The sequence below is a fragment of the Enterobacter roggenkampii genome, assembly GCF_001729805.1.
Classification (GTDB): Bacteria; Pseudomonadota; Gammaproteobacteria; order Enterobacterales; family Enterobacteriaceae; genus Enterobacter; species Enterobacter roggenkampii.
Genome location: NZ_CP017184.1, coordinates 837,418 through 853,365 on the forward strand (window position 1 = coordinate 837,418; position 15,948 = coordinate 853,365).

Here is a 15,948-nt window from a genome sequence, read left to right on the forward strand (position 1 = left end):
CAATAAATTTTTACCTTTTCCATAAACTTATCGCCGGAACTAAGCGGTATAAAACGAATCTGAGTTACACAGCAATTTTGCGTTACCTGTAAATCGAGATTGAGAAACATGAAAAAAACCACATTAGCAATGAGTGCACTGGCTCTGAGTTTAGGTTTAGCGCTGTCTCCTCTGACTGCTACTGCAGCCGAGACCGCGTCGTCGGCAGCAACCGCGCAGCAGATGCCAAGCCTGGCACCGATGCTCGAAAAAGTGATGCCATCGGTGGTGAGTATTAACGTTGAGGGTAGCACGACCGTCAATACGCCGCGCATGCCGCGTAACTTCCAGCAGTTCTTCGGCGACAACTCGCCGTTCTGCCAGGACGGTTCGCCATTCCAGAGCTCTCCGTTCTGTCAGGGCGGTGGCGCAGGGGATGACAGCCAGGGCGGCGGCCAGCAACAGAAATTCATGGCGCTTGGCTCGGGGGTAATCATTGATGCAGCGAAAGGCTATGTCGTCACCAACAACCACGTTGTTGATAACGCGAGCAGCATTAAGGTTCAGCTGAGCGATGGCCGTAAGTTTGACGCCAAAGTGGTCGGCAAAGATCCACGCTCCGACATCGCGCTGATCCAGATTCAGGATCCGAAAAACCTGACGGCGATTAAAATTGCCGACTCCGACGCGCTGCGCGTGGGTGACTATACCGTGGCGATCGGTAACCCGTTCGGTCTGGGTGAAACCGTGACCTCGGGTATCGTCTCTGCACTGGGCCGCAGCGGCCTCAATGCCGAAAACTATGAAAACTTCATCCAGACGGATGCAGCGATCAACCGCGGTAACTCCGGCGGCGCGCTGGTGAACCTGAACGGCGAGCTGATCGGTATCAACACCGCGATCCTGGCACCGGACGGCGGCAACATCGGGATCGGCTTTGCTATCCCAAGTAACATGGTGAAAAACCTGACCGCGCAGATGGTGCAGTATGGCCAGGTGAAACGCGGTGAGCTGGGTATCCTGGGTACGGAACTGAACTCCGAACTGGCTAAGGCAATGAAAGTTGACGCCCAGCGCGGGGCATTCGTCAGCCAGGTGATGCCGAACTCCTCTGCGGCGAAAGCGGGCATTAAAGCGGGGGATGTGATCACCTCCCTGAACGGTAAACCGATCAGCAGCTTTGCTGCCCTGCGTGCGGAAGTCGGCTCTATGCCTATCGGCAGCAAAGTGACCCTTGGTCTGCTGCGCGACGGCAAGGCGGTTAACGTCAGCCTGGAGCTGCAGCAGAGCAGCCAGAATCAGGTGGACTCCAGCACCATCTTCAGCGGTATTGAAGGTGCCGAGATGAGCAACAAAGGCGCAGATAAAGGCGTAGTGGTGAATAACGTGAAAGCGAATTCACCGGCAGCCCGTATTGGCCTGAAAAAAGGCGATGTGATCATGGGCGCTAACCAGCAGCCGGTGAAAAACATCGCTGAACTGCGTAAGATCCTCGACAGCAAACCTTCCGTGCTGGCGCTGAATATCCAGCGTGGGGACACCTCTATTTACCTGCTGATGCAGTAATCCTCTGAAGCCCCTGTTCGCAGGGGCTTTTCTCGTTTCTGTGACCTTTCACACAAGTCCACACTTCTTCCTCTCTCTTTGTGCATCTGCACAATGCGGGCGCCGCTGAACTTCCCTATGCTTGAGCTCTGCTCACGGGAGGGTTCTATGGCTGGCTGGCATCTTGATACCAAAATGGCGCAGGATATTGTGGCGCGCACCATGCGCATCATTGATACCAATATCAACGTAATGGATGCCCGCGGGCGCATTATTGGCAGTGGCGATCGCGAGCGTATTGGGGAATTGCACGAAGGCGCGCTGCTGGTGCTCTCCCAGGGGCGCGTGGTTGATATAGACGATGCGGTAGCGAAACATCTGCACGGCGTCCGTCAGGGCATCAATTTACCGCTGCGCCTTGAAGGCGAGATTGTGGGGGTCATCGGCCTCACCGGCGAGCCCGAGTCACTGCGAAAATACGGTGAGCTGGTCTGCATGACGGCGGAGATGATGCTCGAGCAGTCGCGGCTGATGCACCTGCTGGCTCAGGACAGCCGCCTGCGCGAAGAGCTGGTGATGAACCTTATTCAGGCAGAGGAGCATACGCCTGCGCTGAGCGAGTGGGCGCAGCGTCTGGGGATCGATCTGAACCAGCCGCGCGTGGTGGCGGTCATTGAGGTCGACAGCGGCCAGCTGGGCGTAGACAGCGCGATGGCCGAGCTGCAGCAGCTGCAAAATGCACTGGCGACGCCGGAACGCGACAACCTGGTGGCGATCGTCTCTCTGACGGAGATGGTGGTGCTCAAACCGGCGCTCAATGCGTTTGGCCGCTGGGATGCGGACGATCATCGCCGTCGCGTGGAGCAGTTAATTTCCCGTATGAAAGAGAATGGTCAGCTGCGTTTTCGCGTTGCGCTGGGCAACTACTTTACCGGGCCGGGCAGTATCGCCCGCTCCTGGCGTACCGCGCGAACCACCATGATGGTGGGCAAGCAGCGAATGCCGGAAAGCCGCAGTTATTTTTATCAGGACCTGATGCTGCCGGTGCTGCTCGACAGCCTGCGCGGGGGCTGGCAGGCCAATGAGCTGGCGCGGCCATTAGCGCGTCTGAAAGCCATGGATAACAACGGCCTGCTGCGCCGGACACTGCAGGCGTGGTTCCGTCATAACGTGCAGCCGCTGGCGACGTCAAAAGCGCTGTTTATCCACCGCAATACCCTGGAGTATCGGTTAAATCGAATTTCAGAGCTGACGGGGTTAGATCTGGGAAATTTCGATGACAGGCTGCTGCTGTATGTGGCGCTGCAGTTGGATGAACAGAGATGATGCTGTTTGCCGGGTGGCGGCTTCGCCTTACCCGGCCTACATGCGTTCGTAGGCCCGGTAAGCGAAGCGCCACCGGGCAATAAAACGGCTTATTTGTTGCGGGTTAACTTCTCAAGATCCGCTTCAATCTCGCTGATCTTATTGGTAACAACGCTTTCAAGGTGACGCAGATCGTCAAGGATCTTGCGCTTGAGATCGACTTCGGTGCGGTCGCGCTGGCAGATCTGATCGAGTTCATCGATCACATAGCGCAGGTTAGGGCTGATTTCCTGTACTTCTTTGTATCCCTGTCCTACACCGTCAGCAACAACGGTCTTACGCTGGCGTGGGTATTTAAACTTCACGCTTTTGGCGAAAAACTCTCCTTTGTCCTTGTGAAAATAGATTTTCAAAATATCGTTATTGGCTTCCTGGCGGAGGCTGTAACGATCAATTTCATCAGGATTGGTAATGCCCAGACTTTTCAGATTATCGTACATAGCGGTACCCTTGATCTCAACATAACCTTTGAATAATTAACGAAAAAATCTATTTTCGCCACCCTCAGATATAAAAAAAGCGGGGTTGCCCCCGCTTTTTGTTATACCCGATTAATCGATGGTGCGCAGCAATTCGTTGATGCCCACTTTACCGCGCGTTTTCGCATCCACTTTCTTCACGATAACCGCACAGTACAGGCTGTATTTGCCATCTTTGGACGGCAGGTTGCCGGAAACCACCACGGAGCCCGCCGGAACGCGACCGTAATGCACTTCGCCGGTTTCACGGTCGTAAATACGGGTGCTCTGGCCGATGTAAACGCCCATGGAGATCACGGAACCTTCTTCCACGATCACGCCTTCCACCACTTCTGAACGCGCGCCGATGAAGCAGTTATCTTCGATGATGGTTGGGTTAGCCTGCAGTGGTTCCAGAACACCGCCGATGCCCACGCCGCCGGACAGGTGAACGTTTTTACCGATCTGTGCGCAGGAACCAACCGTTGCCCATGTATCCACCATGGTGCCTTCATCAACGTAGGCACCGATGTTCACGTAGGATGGCATCAGCACGGTGTTGCGTGCGATGAAGGCACCCTGACGCACCGCCGCAGGCGGCACCACGCGGAAACCTTCTTTCTGGAAACGCGCTTCGTCGTAGTCAGCGAACTTCATTGGCACTTTATCGAAGTAGCGGCTTTCTGCTCCGTCGATAACCTGGTTATCGTTGATGCGGAAAGAGAGCAGCACGGCTTTCTTCAGCCATTGATGAGTGACCCACTGACCGTCGATTTTTTCTGCCACGCGCAGTGCGCCGGAATCCAGCAGGGAAATCACCTGGTTTACCGCTTCACGGGTCACGGTATCCACATTTGCCGGGGTAATCTCGGCGCGACGCTCAAAAGCGGACTCAATAACGTTCTGTAACTGCTGCATTGTTTACTCTTTCCATTTCACTAAAAAACATATCACCCTTTATCGTTTGGATTGAGGGCTGCTGTCAACCGTTGTTGCACTTCAAGCTGCAGGTCATTATTAAGGGCACGCCGGTCGGCGGTGGCGATTATAAATAAATCTTCTACTCGCTCGCCAATCGTTGTAATTCGGGCCCCATGAAGCGAAATTCCCAGATCGGCAAAAACCTGGCCGACGCGGGCGAGCAGCCCTGGCTGGTCGAGCGCGATCAGCTCCAGGAACGATTTACGATCGGTGTGGGTCGGCAGGAAATTGACCTCGGTATCCACGGTAAAGTGGCGCAATTTTGCCGGCTGGCGACGCGGCTGCGGGGGCTGCCAGCTGCGCTGGGTAATCGCCTGCTCCAGACCAAAACGTATCCCTTCATGCCTGTCCGACGACAGCGGGCTGCCGTCCGGCTCCAGCACGATAAAGGTATCCATGGCCATGCCGTCGCGGGTGGTGAAAATCTGCGCGTCATGCACGCTCAGGTTACGCCTGTCCAGCTCGGCGCAGACGGCAGCAAACAGATAAGGCCGGTCCGGGCTCCAGATGAAAATCTCCGTTCCGCCGCGCGTGGCCTGCGGGCTTAGCAGGATCATCGGCTGGGACAGATCGTGCTTGAGCAGATGCCGCGCGTGCCACGCCAGCTGGTTTGGGCTGTGGCGGACAAAATAGTTGGCGCGGCAGCGGGCCCAAATCTGATGTAGCGCCTCTTCATCAATGTTATCCATCCGCAGCAGCGCCAGCGCCTGAAGCTGGTGGTGACGCACGCGCTCGCGCATGTCCGGCGTGTTCTGCATCCCGCGACGCAGCTGTTTTTCGGTAGCGAAGTACAGCTCGCGCAGCAGGCTCTGCTTCCAGCTGTTCCACAGGGTTTCGTTGGTGGCGCAAATATCCGCCACCGTCAGGCAGACCAGATAGCGCAGGCGGTTTTCCGTCTGAACTTCTTCCGCGAACTGCTTAATGACTTCCGGGTCCTGAATGTCCCGACGCTGCGCGGTGACCGACATCAGCAGGTGATGGCGTACCAGCCAGGCCACCAGCTGCGTTTCACGTGAGTTGAGGCCGTGCAGCTCGGCAAATTTCAGCACGTCCTGGGCGCCCAGCACCGAGTGGTCACCGCCGCGGCCTTTGGCGATGTCGTGGAACAGGGCGGCAATCAGGATCAGTTCCGGATGGGTCAGGCGCGGCCACAGCTCCACGCACAGCGGGTGGCGGGAGCGCGTCTCTTCTTTGGCAAAGCTTTCCAGCTTGAGCATCACGCGGATGGTGTGTTCATCCACCGTGTAGGCGTGGAACAGGTCGAACTGCATCTGCCCAACGATGTGCGACCACTGCGGCATATAGGCCCACAGCACGCTGTGGCGGTGCATCGGCAGCAGCCCGCGGCTGACGGCACCCGGATGGCGGAGCATGCTCAGGAACAGCGAGCGCGCTTCCGGGATGTAACACAAAGGCTGCGTCAGATGGCGGCGCGCGTGGCGCAGATGGCGCAGGGTGGTGGAATAGATCCCGGTGATGGTGCTGTTGCGCACCATGGTGTAGAACATCCGCAGGATCGCTTCCGGCTCGCGGATAAACAGCGTTTCGTCGCGCAGATCGATAAGCGTACCGCGCAGCTGGAATTCGTCATCAATCGGGCGCGGCTTTTCGTCCGCCGTCAGGGCCAGAATGGCCTCGTCGAACAGCTGCAACAGCATCTGGTTCAGCTCGGTCACCCGGCGGGTGACGCGGAAGAAATCCTTCATCATCTGCTCAACCGGCTCGTTACCTTCGCCCTGGTAATTCAGGCGCTGCGCCACGCTGAGCTGGCGGTCAAACAGCAGACGGTTATCGTAGCGGGTGACTTCCAGATGCAGGGCAAAGCGGATGCGCCACAGCAGGTGCAGACACTCGTTGAGCTCGTTACGCTCGGCCTCGGTCAGGAAGCCAAAGCCGACCATCTCGTCCAGCGAGGTGGCGCCGAAATGGCGACGGGCGACCCACTGTAACGTGTGGATGTCGCGCAGGCCGCCGGGGCTGCTTTTAATGTCAGGCTCAAGGTTATAGCTGGTGCCGTGGTAGCGCTGGTGGCGCTGGTTTTGCTCCTCGACCTTCGCGGCGAAGAACTTTTCTGACGGCCAGAAGCCGTCGCTGAAGATGTGTTTTTGCAGCTCCAGGAACAGCGCGACGTCGCCAATCAGCAGACGGGTTTCAATCAGGTTGGTGGCAACGGTCAGGTCCGATAGCCCTTCCAGCAGACACTCTTCCAGGGTGCGCACGCTGTGGCCGACTTCCAGCTTCACGTCCCAGAGCAGGGTCAGAAGCTCGCCGATTTTTTGCGCCTGTTCGTCCGGCAGCTTTTTGCGGCTTAGGATCAGGAGATCGATATCGGAAAGCGGATGCAGCTCACCGCGGCCATAGCCCCCGACGGCAACCAGCGCGACGTCGCTAACCTGCCCGAAACCGTAGTCGATCCACAGACGCTGCAGGAGCTGGTCGATAAACTCGGTGCGCGCCTCAATGAGCTGCTCGGCAGACACGCCTGCATCGAACGCGCTACCCAGCCAGCGATGGAAAACATCCATATGGGCTTTAATATGCGCGCAGGTCAGCTCGTGCGGCGGCCAGACGCCCGGGTTATCGGGCTGGTCGGGGAGGGTGGGAAGGGCTGTGTTAGCATACTGTTCGGGTAAAAGATTACTCATCGTGCGCCACCCATAAGAAAAAGCTATCGCCATTAAAAAAGCCGGCATTTGCCGGCTTCTTATCACTCAATGTTCGTCAGTATCGCCGGGATGGTGTCATCCTTGCGCAACGTCATAATTTCGCAGCCGTTGTCTGTTACCACAATAGTATGCTCGTACTGGGCAGACAAGCTTCTGTCTTTGGTTTTCACCGTCCAGCCGTCTTTCATGGTGCGGATGCGGTAGTCACCGGCGTTGACCATTGGCTCGATGGTGAAGGTCATGCCCTTTTGCAGCACAACGCCGCCGTCGTCTGCATCGTAGTGCAGAACCTGCGGCTCTTCATGGAAGACGCGGCCAATACCGTGACCGCAGTATTCGCGCACCACGGAGAACCCTTCCGCTTCCACAAATTTCTGAATTGCGGCGCCGATAGTACGCAGGCGAATACCCGGCTTCACCATTTTCAGCGCCAGGTAGAGGCTGTCCTGGGTGACTTTGCACAGGCGCTCGCCCAGGATGGTCGGCTTGCCAACGATGAACATTTTTGAGGTGTCACCGTGGTACTCGTCTTTAATGACGGTCACGTCGATGTTGACGATATCGCCGTCTTTCAGCAGTTTTTCATCGTCAGGAATGCCGTGGCACACCACTTCATTAATAGAGATGCAGACGGATTTTGGGAAACCGTGGTAGCCGAGGCAGGCGGAAACCGCGTGCTGCTCGTTCACGATATAGTCGTTACAGATGCGGTCCAGTTCACCCGTGCTGACGCCCGGCTTCACGAACGGCTCGATCATTTCCAGCACTTCCGCGGCCAGACGACCGGCGACGCGCATCTTTTCAATTTCTTCAGGTGTCTTAATAGAGATAGCCATGTAATCTGTCCATCGGTGTCGATTTTTTCGACAATACTAGTCTAAGTGTCGTCAATGGTATCAGTCAGGCACGCTCCGTGCCAAATTGAGAATCATTAACAGCACACTCCGCCAACAACTGTTGGTTTCTGGTCGTGTTTTGTGGTATAAAGCGCGCCGGACTTCCGATCCATCTCAGATACACAGGCTGGACGGGAGCGACAAATCTCACTTTGTGTAACAACACACACGTATCGGCACATATTCCGGGGTGCCCTTCGGGGTCGGTAATATGGGATACGTGGAGGCATAACCCCAACTTTCAATATAGAGGTTTTAAACATGGCAACTGTTTCCATGCGCGACATGCTCAAGGCTGGTGTTCACTTTGGTCACCAGACCCGTTACTGGAACCCGAAAATGAAGCCTTTCATCTTCGGCGCACGTAACAAAGTTCACATCATCAACCTTGAGAAAACTGTACCAATGTTCAACGAAGCCCTGGCTGAGCTGAACAAGATCTCTTCCCGTAAAGGTAAGATTCTGTTCGTTGGTACTAAGCGCGCTGCAAGCGAAGCTGTGAAAGATGCTGCTAACAGCTGCGACCAGTTCTTCGTGAACCATCGCTGGTTGGGCGGCATGCTGACCAACTGGAAAACTGTTCGTCAGTCCATCAAGCGCCTGAAAGATCTGGAAACCCAGTCTCAGGACGGTACTTTCGACAAGCTGACTAAGAAAGAAGCGCTGATGCGCACTCGTGAACTGGACAAGCTGGAAAACAGCCTGGGCGGTATCAAAGATATGGGCGGCCTGCCAGACGCGCTGTTCGTAATCGATGCAGACCACGAGCACATCGCTATCAAAGAAGCTAACAACCTGGGTATCCCGGTATTCGCTATCGTTGATACCAACTCCGATCCGGACGGTGTTGACTTCGTTATCCCGGGTAACGACGACGCAATCCGTGCTGTTAGCCTGTACCTGAGCGCTGTAGCTGCTACCGTTCGTGAAGGCCGTTCCCAGGATCTGGCTTCTCAGGCGGAAGAAAGCTTCGTAGAAGCTGAATAATAAGGTTTTACCCCTTATTAGTACCGTGTATGAATAGGGGCCCATTACCGGCCCCTTTTTTCAATTTACACTGTTTGGCCCCCGGCCGGGCAGTTCACATCTCCCGAGGATTTAAGAATGGCTGAAATTACCGCATCCCTGGTAAAAGAGCTGCGCGAGCGTACTGGCGCAGGCATGATGGATTGCAAAAAAGCGCTGACTGAAGCGAACGGCGACATCGAGCTGGCAATCGAAAACATGCGTAAATCCGGTGCGATCAAAGCAGCTAAAAAAGCAGGCAACGTTGCTGCTGACGGCGTGATCATCACTAAGATCGACGGCACCTACGGCATCATTCTGGAAGTTAACTGCCAGACTGACTTCGTTGCTAAAGATGGTGGTTTCCAGGCATTTGCTAACAAAGTTCTGGACGCAGCGGTTGCTGGCAAAATCACTGACGTTGAAGTTCTGAAAGCACAGTTCGAAGAAGAGCGTGTTGCGCTGGTTGCTAAAATCGGTGAGAACATCAACATCCGTCGCGTTGCTTCTCTGGAAGGCGACGTTCTGGGTTCTTACCAGCACGGTGCTCGTATCGGTGTTCTGGTTGCGGCTAAAGGCGCTGACGAAGAGCTGGTTAAACAGCTGGCAATGCACATCGCTGCAAGCAAGCCAGAATTCGTTAAGCCAGAAGACGTGTCTGCTGAAGTGGTAGAGAAAGAGTACCAGGTTCAGCTGGACATCGCGATGCAGTCTGGTAAACCAAAAGAAATCGCAGAGAAAATGGTTGAAGGCCGCATGAAGAAATTCACCGGCGAAGTTTCTCTGACTGGCCAGCCATTCGTAATGGACCCAAGCAAATCTGTTGCTCAGCTGCTGAAAGAGCACAACGCTGACGTAACTGGCTTCATCCGCTTCGAAGTGGGCGAAGGCATCGAGAAAGTTGAGACTGACTTCGCAGCAGAAGTTGCTGCAATGTCCAAGCAGTCTTAATGATTGAAAAGGAGCCGCCTGAGGGCGGCTTCTTTTTGTCACCCGTCACAGGAAATCAGACAGGCTCCAGTATCGCTGTACTGATTTGCGGCATATCATGTCGCCAGAATTAACCCCCATCTTAATCGTTGACAGTCTCAGGAAAGAAACATGGCTACCAATGCAAAACCCGTGTACAAACGCATTCTGCTTAAGCTGAGTGGCGAAGCGCTGCAGGGATCGGAAGGCTTCGGTATTGACGCAAGCATCCTTGATCGCATGGCACAGGAAATCAAAGAACTGGTCGAACTGGGCATCCAGGTTGGCGTGGTCATTGGCGGTGGCAACCTTTTCCGTGGTGCTGGTCTGGCGAAAGCGGGGATGAACCGCGTTGTGGGCGACCACATGGGTATGCTGGCAACCGTGATGAATGGCCTGGCGATGCGTGATGCGCTCCATCGCGCCTATGTGAACGCCCGCCTGATGTCCGCGATCCCCCTGAATGGCGTATGCGATAATTACAGCTGGGCAGAAGCTATCAGCCTGCTGCGCAACAACCGCGTGGTGATCCTCTCCGCCGGTACGGGTAACCCGTTCTTTACGACCGATTCCGCTGCCTGCCTGCGCGGTATCGAGATCGAAGCTGATGTGGTACTGAAAGCGACCAAAGTCGATGGCGTGTTTACTGCCGACCCGGCAAAAGATCCTTCTGCCACCATGTACGATCAGCTGAGCTACAGCGAAGTGCTGGATAAAGAGCTGAAAGTGATGGATCTTGCCGCCTTCACGCTGGCTCGCGACCACAAATTGCCAATTCGTGTCTTCAACATGAACAAACCTGGCGCACTGCGTCGCGTGGTCATGGGCGAAAAAGAAGGCACTTTGATCACGGAATAATTTCCGTTGACGATAAATACAGGTAAGATTCCGCTTTATTTTGTAGTGGTATCTTACCCGGGCGCGCCTTTGGCGTTGTCATGAATTAAACGCGACTATACTTAGCACACCTGTAGCGCTGTGCTGGCGGATAGTCTGCCTGAGACAAGTTTTCAAGGATTCGTAACGTGATTAACGACATCAGAAAAGATGCTGAAGTACGCATGGAAAAATGCGTAGAAGCGTTCAAAACCCAAATCAGCAAAATCCGTACTGGCCGTGCTTCCCCAAGCCTGCTGGATGGCATCATCGTCGAGTACTACGGTACGCCAACCCCTCTGCGTCAGCTGGCGAGCGTGACGGTAGAAGATACCCGTACGCTGAAAATCAACGTATTCGATCGTTCTATGGGCCCGGCGGTTGAGAAAGCGATCATGGCGTCTGACCTCGGTCTGAACCCAAGCTCTGCGGGTGCTGACATCCGCGTTCCACTGCCACCGCTGACCGAAGAGCGTCGTAAAGACCTGATCAAAGTGGTACGTGGCGAAGCTGAGCAGGGTCGTGTATCCGTGCGTAACGTCCGTCGCGACGCGAATGATAAAGTAAAAGCGCTGCTGAAAGAAAAAGAGATCAGTGAAGATGACGATCGTCGTTCCCAGGACGACATTCAGAAAATGACTGACGCTGCCATCAAGAAAATTGATGCGGCGCTGGCAGATAAAGAAGCGGAACTGATGCAGTTCTGATTTCTGTCGTACACTGATAAACGCCGTTCAGAGGGACTTTGGGTCTTGCTGGCGGCGTTTTGCTTTTATCTGGTCTAACTTTTCGGGCATCTCATGAAGCATTTAACACTCCTTGGCTCAACCGGCTCCATCGGTTGCAGCACTCTCGACGTTGTTCGCCATAATCCTGAACTTTACACCGTGACAGCGCTGGTGGCCGGTAAGAATGTGCAGCGAATGGTTGAGCAGTGCCTGGAGTTTACGCCCCGCTATGCGGTGATGGATGACGAAGAGAGCGCGCGCCTGCTGAAAGCACAGCTGCTTGAGAAGGGCAGTCGAACCGAGGTGCTGAGTGGCCAACAGGCGGCCTGCGAGATGGCGGCGCTGGATGAGGTGGATCAGGTGATGGCGGCCATTGTCGGGGCGGCAGGATTATTGCCGACGCTTGCCGCGATTGATGCCGGTAAGGACGTTCTGCTGGCCAATAAAGAGTCGCTGGTCACCTGCGGACGCCTGTTCATGGAGGCGGTGAAGCAGCGCGGCGCGCGTCTTTTGCCCGTCGACAGCGAGCACAACGCGATTTTTCAGAGTTTACCGCAACCTTTTCAACAGAACCTGGGGTACGCTGACCTGGAGCAGAATGGCGTCGTGTCGATTCTGCTTACCGGGTCTGGTGGCCCGTTCCGTGAAACGCCACTGTCTGAACTGCGTGCGATGACGCCGGATCAGGCGTGCCGTCATCCGAACTGGTCGATGGGGCGTAAAATCTCCGTTGACTCTGCCACCATGATGAACAAAGGTCTGGAATACATTGAAGCGCGCTGGCTGTTTAATGCGTCAGCGAAACAGATGGAAGTACTGATTCACCCGCAATCGGTGATTCATTCGATGGTGCGTTATCAGGATGGCAGCGTGCTGGCGCAGCTGGGTGAACCGGATATGCGTACGCCGATTGCCCATTCCATGGCGTGGCCGAATCGAGTGAAGTCCGGCGTGAAGCCGCTTGATTTCTGCAAGCTAAGTTCCCTGACGTTCAGTGAACCAGACTACGACCGCTACCCTTGTCTGAAGCTTGCAATGACGGCCTTTGACCAGGGGCAGGCGGCGACAACGGCACTGAATGCAGCCAATGAAATTACCGTTGAAGCATTTCTGAATCAGCAAATTCGTTTTACCGATATTGCGGCGTTAAATTTATCGGTACTGGAGATGATGGATTTGCGCGAACCACAGAGCGTGGAAGAGGTGCTGGCGGTGGATGCAGCTGCGCGTAATATTGCGCGCCAACAGGTGACACGTCTCGCAAGCTGGTGATAAAGCAACCACTAGTCGTCGTGCTATTTGTTAGCGTTGGGCTTCAGTGATATAGTCTGCGCCACCTGATCGCAGGTATTTGACTTTACGTGGTCAGGTGAGCCGTGGTTTGACACGGCTTTTTTATGTATCGGCTTCAGTATTCCTGAGTACCGTTAAATCCTTTTCAGGGACAAAAAACGCGTTATGTTGTCTGCGAATCAACCAATAAGCGAAAACTTGCCAGCTCATGGCTGCCGTCATGTAGCAATCATTATGGATGGCAATGGCCGCTGGGCGAAAAGACAAGGGAAGATACGAGCCTTTGGGCATAAAGCTGGGGCGAAATCCGTTCGCCGCGCCGTTTCTTTTGCCGCCAATAACGGCATTGATGCGTTAACGCTCTATGCTTTTAGCAGTGAAAACTGGAATCGACCGCTGCAGGAAGTGACTGCGTTGATGGAATTGTTTGTGTGGGCGCTAGACAGCGAAGTAAAAAGCCTGCACCGCCACAACGTCCGCCTGCGTATCATTGGCGATACCAGTCGTTTTAACTCACGTTTGCAGGAACGGATTCGTAAAGCAGAGGCGCTGACTGAAAATAATACCGGTCTGACGCTGAATATTGCGGCGAATTACGGCGGACGCTGGGATATTATCCAGGGCGTTCGGCATCTCGCCGAACAGGTTCAGGAAGGGGTATTGAGACCCGACCAAATTGATGAAGAAGCGCTGAGCAAGCAAATCTGCATGAATGAACTGGCACCTGTGGATTTAGTAATTAGGACAGGGGGAGAACATCGCATAAGTAACTTTTTGATATGGCAAATTGCCTATGCCGAACTTTACTTTACAGATGTTCTTTGGCCCGATTTTGATGAACAAGACTTTGAAGGTGCGCTGCATGCCTTTGCCAATCGAGAGCGTCGTTTCGGCGGCACCGAGCCTGGTGGCGACAACGCCTGATGGGGGTAGCTTTTGCTGAAGTATCGCCTGATTTCCGCTTTTGTATTAATACCCATTGTCATTGCGGCGCTGTTTTTACTGCCCCGGTGGGATTCGCTATTGTTACGCTGGTGGTGTGCATGCTCGCCGCGTGGGAATGGGGACAGTTTAGCGGCTTTACCTCGCGTACGCAGCGAGTATGGCTTGCGGTACTTTGTGGCTTTATTCTGGCCGTAATGCTGTTCACGTTGCCTGAATATCATCATGATATTCATCAGCCTCTGGTGGCTGGTTCCTTGTGGATATCGTTGGCCTGGTGGGTTGCCGCGCTGTTGCTGGTGCTGTTTTATCCCGGCTCCGCGGCGTTGTGGCGTCATTCAAAAGTGCTGCGACTGATTTTTGGTTTGCTCACTATTATTCCTTTTTTCTGGGGTATGGTTGCGCTGCGCGCCTGGCACTACGACGAAAACCACTACAGCGGTGCGATCTGGCTGCTTTATGTGATGATTCTCGTCTGGGGGGCTGACTCCGGGGCCTATATGTTTGGTAAACTATTTGGCAAACATAAGCTGGCACCGAAGGTTTCTCCGGGCAAAACCTGGCAAGGATTTATCGGCGGTTTGTTTACGGCCGCGATCATCTCCTGGGGCTACGGCGTCTGGGCGAATCTTGAAGTGGCACCATCAATACTGCTGGTGTGCTCGATTTTTGCTGCGCTTGCCTCCGTGCTCGGTGATTTAACCGAAAGTATGTTCAAGCGTGAAGCAGGGATTAAGGACAGTGGACACCTGATTCCAGGGCATGGCGGTATACTGGATCGCATTGATAGCCTGACAGCGGCTGTTCCAGTGTTTGCGTGTTTGCTTTTACTGGTATTCGGGACGATTTAACGGAAGGTTTTATGCTGAGCATTCTCTGGAATCTGGCGGCGTTCATAGTTGCACTGGGTGTACTGATTACCGTGCATGAATTTGGCCATTTCTGGGTTGCTCGCCGATGTGGCGTGCGCGTAGAGCGGTTTTCCATCGGTTTTGGTAAATCACTCTGGACGCGCACCGACCGCCACGGTACGCAATTTGTCATCGCCCTTATCCCGCTGGGCGGCTACGTCAAAATGCTCGACGAACGCGTCGAGCCTGTCGCGCCTGAACTGCGACACAGCGCATTCAACAATAAAACCGTTGGACAACGCGCCGCCATCATCGCTGCCGGACCGGTAGCCAACTTCATCTTTGCGATTTTCGCTTACTGGCTGGTGTTTATCATCGGCGTCCCTGGCGTGCGTCCGGTAGTAGGTGACATTGCCCCCAACTCCATCGCGGCGAGTGCGCAAATTACATCCGGGATGGAACTTAAAGCGATTGATGGCATCGAAACCCCTGATTGGGATGCCGTGCGACTGCAGCTGGTTGCTAAAATTGGCGATCCGCAGACCACCATCAGCGTATCGCCATTTGGGTCAGACGCCCGTCAGGACAAAGTGCTCGATTTACGTCAATGGCGTTTCGAGCCAGACAAAGAGGATCCCGTCGCTGCGCTGGGCATTCGTCCGCGCGGCGCGCAGATCGAGCCGGTATTAGCCGAAGTACAGGCAAACTCGGCGGCGAGCAAAGCGGGTTTGCAAGCAGGCGACAGGATCGTTAAAGTCGATGGTCAACCATTAACAGAGTGGATGACCTTTGTTACTCTGGTGCGCGATAATCCGGGTACGTCTCTCGCGCTGGAAGTTGAAAGGCAGGGCAGTCCGCTTTCGCTGACGCTGATCCCGGATACGAAGTCGGTCGGCAAGAAGGCAGAAGGGTTTGCAGGCGTTGTGCCAAAAGTGATCCCGCTGCCAGATGAGTACAAGACAATACGCCAGTATGGGCCGTTCAGCGCCATCCTTGAAGCCACGGATAAAACATGGCAACTGATGAAGCTGACGGTCAACATGTTGGGGAAATTGATAACCGGTGATGTGAAACTGAACAACCTCAGTGGGCCAATTTCGATTGCCCAGGGGGCTGGGATGTCAGCGGAATTCGGGGTGATTTACTATCTCATGTTCCTCGCGCTCATTAGCGTGAACCTTGGGATAATCAACCTGTTCCCGCTTCCCGTTTTAGACGGGGGTCATCTGCTGTTTTTAGCGATTGAAAAGCTAAAAGGCGGGCCGGTATCCGAGCGAGTTCAAGACTTTAGTTATCGCATTGGCTCGATTTTGCTGGTGCTGTTAATGGGGCTTGCACTTTTCAATGATTTCTCTCGGTTGTAAGAGAGTTAGTTAGGAAGAACGCATAATAAC

General features: G+C 54.6%; 13 protein-coding genes and 1 pseudogene. 10 read left to right on the top strand and 4 right to left on the bottom strand.

All coding sequences use genetic code 11. From position 1 onward, the window contains the following. The first annotated feature begins 108 nt into the window (after positions 1-108). The gene (degP, locus tag BFV67_RS03825) at positions 109-1,545 is read left to right on the top strand and encodes a serine endoprotease DegP (RefSeq protein ID WP_008501918.1); all 1,437 of its coding nucleotides are present in this window, start codon (positions 109-111) and stop codon (positions 1,543-1,545) included. 147 nt (positions 1,546-1,692) lie between these two features. After that, the gene (cdaR, locus tag BFV67_RS03830) at positions 1,693-2,850 is read left to right on the top strand and encodes a DNA-binding transcriptional regulator CdaR (RefSeq protein WP_008501917.1); all 1,158 of its coding nucleotides are present in this window, start codon (positions 1,693-1,695) and stop codon (positions 2,848-2,850) included. 89 nt (positions 2,851-2,939) lie between these two features. On the opposite strand, the gene BFV67_RS03835 is transcribed toward cdaR, so the two are convergent. The 4 genes from BFV67_RS03835 to map all read right to left on the bottom strand — a co-directional run bounded on the left by BFV67_RS03835 (position 2,940) and on the right by map (position 7,830). Further along, positions 2,940-3,329: a DUF3461 family protein gene (locus BFV67_RS03835; protein ID WP_008501916.1), complete on the bottom strand. Its 390-nt coding sequence runs from the start codon at positions 3,327-3,329 to the stop codon at positions 2,940-2,942. 111 nt (positions 3,330-3,440) lie between these two features. Continuing rightward, the gene (gene dapD / locus BFV67_RS03840) at positions 3,441-4,265 is read right to left on the bottom strand and encodes a 2,3,4,5-tetrahydropyridine-2,6-dicarboxylate N-succinyltransferase (RefSeq protein ID WP_008501915.1); all 825 of its coding nucleotides are present in this window, start codon (positions 4,263-4,265) and stop codon (positions 3,441-3,443) included. A 32-nt stretch (positions 4,266-4,297) separates the two neighbouring features. Beyond that, on the bottom strand, positions 4,298-6,973 hold the full coding sequence (gene glnD / locus BFV67_RS03845; RefSeq protein WP_023345458.1) for a bifunctional uridylyltransferase/uridylyl-removing protein GlnD: 2,676 nt from the start codon (positions 6,971-6,973) through the stop codon (positions 4,298-4,300). 62 nt (positions 6,974-7,035) lie between these two features. Then, positions 7,036-7,830, bottom strand: a complete 795-nt coding sequence (map, locus tag BFV67_RS03850; protein ID WP_008501913.1) for a type I methionyl aminopeptidase — start codon at positions 7,828-7,830, stop codon at positions 7,036-7,038. A 321-nt stretch (positions 7,831-8,151) separates the two neighbouring features. Here map and rpsB point away from each other — a divergent pair, with 321 nt between their 5' ends. The 8 genes and pseudogenes from rpsB to rseP all read left to right on the top strand — a co-directional run bounded on the left by rpsB (position 8,152) and on the right by rseP (position 15,918). Further along, positions 8,152-8,877: a 30S ribosomal protein S2 gene (gene rpsB / locus BFV67_RS03855; protein ID WP_003856207.1), complete on the top strand. Its 726-nt coding sequence runs from the start codon at positions 8,152-8,154 to the stop codon at positions 8,875-8,877. A 117-nt stretch (positions 8,878-8,994) separates the two neighbouring features. Further along, positions 8,995-9,846 (top strand): translation elongation factor Ts, encoded by an 852-nt coding sequence (gene tsf / locus BFV67_RS03860; RefSeq protein ID WP_014830708.1) that lies wholly within the window; start codon positions 8,995-8,997, stop codon positions 9,844-9,846. A 150-nt stretch (positions 9,847-9,996) separates the two neighbouring features. Next, a complete protein-coding gene (gene pyrH, locus BFV67_RS03865) occupies positions 9,997-10,722 on the top strand; it encodes a UMP kinase (protein ID WP_008501910.1) in 726 nt (241 codons plus the stop codon). Between the two features lie 167 nt (positions 10,723-10,889). Continuing rightward, on the top strand, positions 10,890-11,447 hold the full coding sequence (gene frr, locus BFV67_RS03870) for a ribosome recycling factor (RefSeq protein WP_008501909.1): 558 nt from the start codon (positions 10,890-10,892) through the stop codon (positions 11,445-11,447). A gap of 93 nt (positions 11,448-11,540) precedes the next feature. Beyond that, positions 11,541-12,740, top strand: a complete 1,200-nt coding sequence (gene ispC, locus BFV67_RS03875; RefSeq protein WP_063616201.1) for a 1-deoxy-D-xylulose-5-phosphate reductoisomerase — start codon at positions 11,541-11,543, stop codon at positions 12,738-12,740. Between the two features lie 186 nt (positions 12,741-12,926). Beyond that, positions 12,927-13,685 carry a (2E,6E)-farnesyl-diphosphate-specific ditrans,polycis-undecaprenyl-diphosphate synthase gene (gene ispU / locus BFV67_RS03880; RefSeq protein WP_032635546.1) on the top strand — a complete coding sequence of 253 codons (759 nt, stop codon included), beginning with the start codon at positions 12,927-12,929 and terminating at the stop codon, positions 13,683-13,685. A 12-nt stretch (positions 13,686-13,697) separates the two neighbouring features. After that, positions 13,698-14,554: pseudogene (gene cdsA / locus BFV67_RS03885) on the top strand (phosphatidate cytidylyltransferase). An 11-nt stretch (positions 14,555-14,565) separates the two neighbouring features. Then, on the top strand, positions 14,566-15,918 hold the full coding sequence (gene rseP, locus BFV67_RS03890; RefSeq protein WP_008501905.1) for a sigma E protease regulator RseP: 1,353 nt from the start codon (positions 14,566-14,568) through the stop codon (positions 15,916-15,918). Positions 15,919-15,948 lie beyond the last annotated feature (30 nt).

Excerpts from the sequence above, each read along its gene's own strand:
- degP (WP_008501918.1), top strand. The coding sequence starts at position 109 with ATGAAAAAAACCACATTAGCAATGAGTGCACTGGCTCTGAGTTTAGGT.
- cdaR (WP_008501917.1), top strand. The coding sequence starts at position 1,693 with ATGGCTGGCTGGCATCTTGATACCAAAATGGCGCAGGATATTGTGGCG.
- BFV67_RS03835 (WP_008501916.1), bottom strand. The coding sequence starts at position 3,329 with ATGTACGATAATCTGAAAAGTCTGGGCATTACCAATCCTGATGAAATT.
- dapD (WP_008501915.1), bottom strand. The coding sequence starts at position 4,265 with ATGCAGCAGTTACAGAACGTTATTGAGTCCGCTTTTGAGCGTCGCGCC.
- glnD (WP_023345458.1), bottom strand. The coding sequence starts at position 6,973 with ATGAGTAATCTTTTACCCGAACAGTATGCTAACACAGCCCTTCCCACC.
- map (WP_008501913.1), bottom strand. The coding sequence starts at position 7,830 with ATGGCTATCTCTATTAAGACACCTGAAGAAATTGAAAAGATGCGCGTC.
- rpsB (WP_003856207.1), top strand. The coding sequence starts at position 8,152 with ATGGCAACTGTTTCCATGCGCGACATGCTCAAGGCTGGTGTTCACTTT.
- tsf (WP_014830708.1), top strand. The coding sequence starts at position 8,995 with ATGGCTGAAATTACCGCATCCCTGGTAAAAGAGCTGCGCGAGCGTACT.
- pyrH (WP_008501910.1), top strand. The coding sequence starts at position 9,997 with ATGGCTACCAATGCAAAACCCGTGTACAAACGCATTCTGCTTAAGCTG.
- ispC (WP_063616201.1), top strand. The coding sequence starts at position 11,541 with ATGAAGCATTTAACACTCCTTGGCTCAACCGGCTCCATCGGTTGCAGC.
- ispU (WP_032635546.1), top strand. The coding sequence starts at position 12,927 with ATGTTGTCTGCGAATCAACCAATAAGCGAAAACTTGCCAGCTCATGGC.
- rseP (WP_008501905.1), top strand. The coding sequence starts at position 14,566 with ATGCTGAGCATTCTCTGGAATCTGGCGGCGTTCATAGTTGCACTGGGT.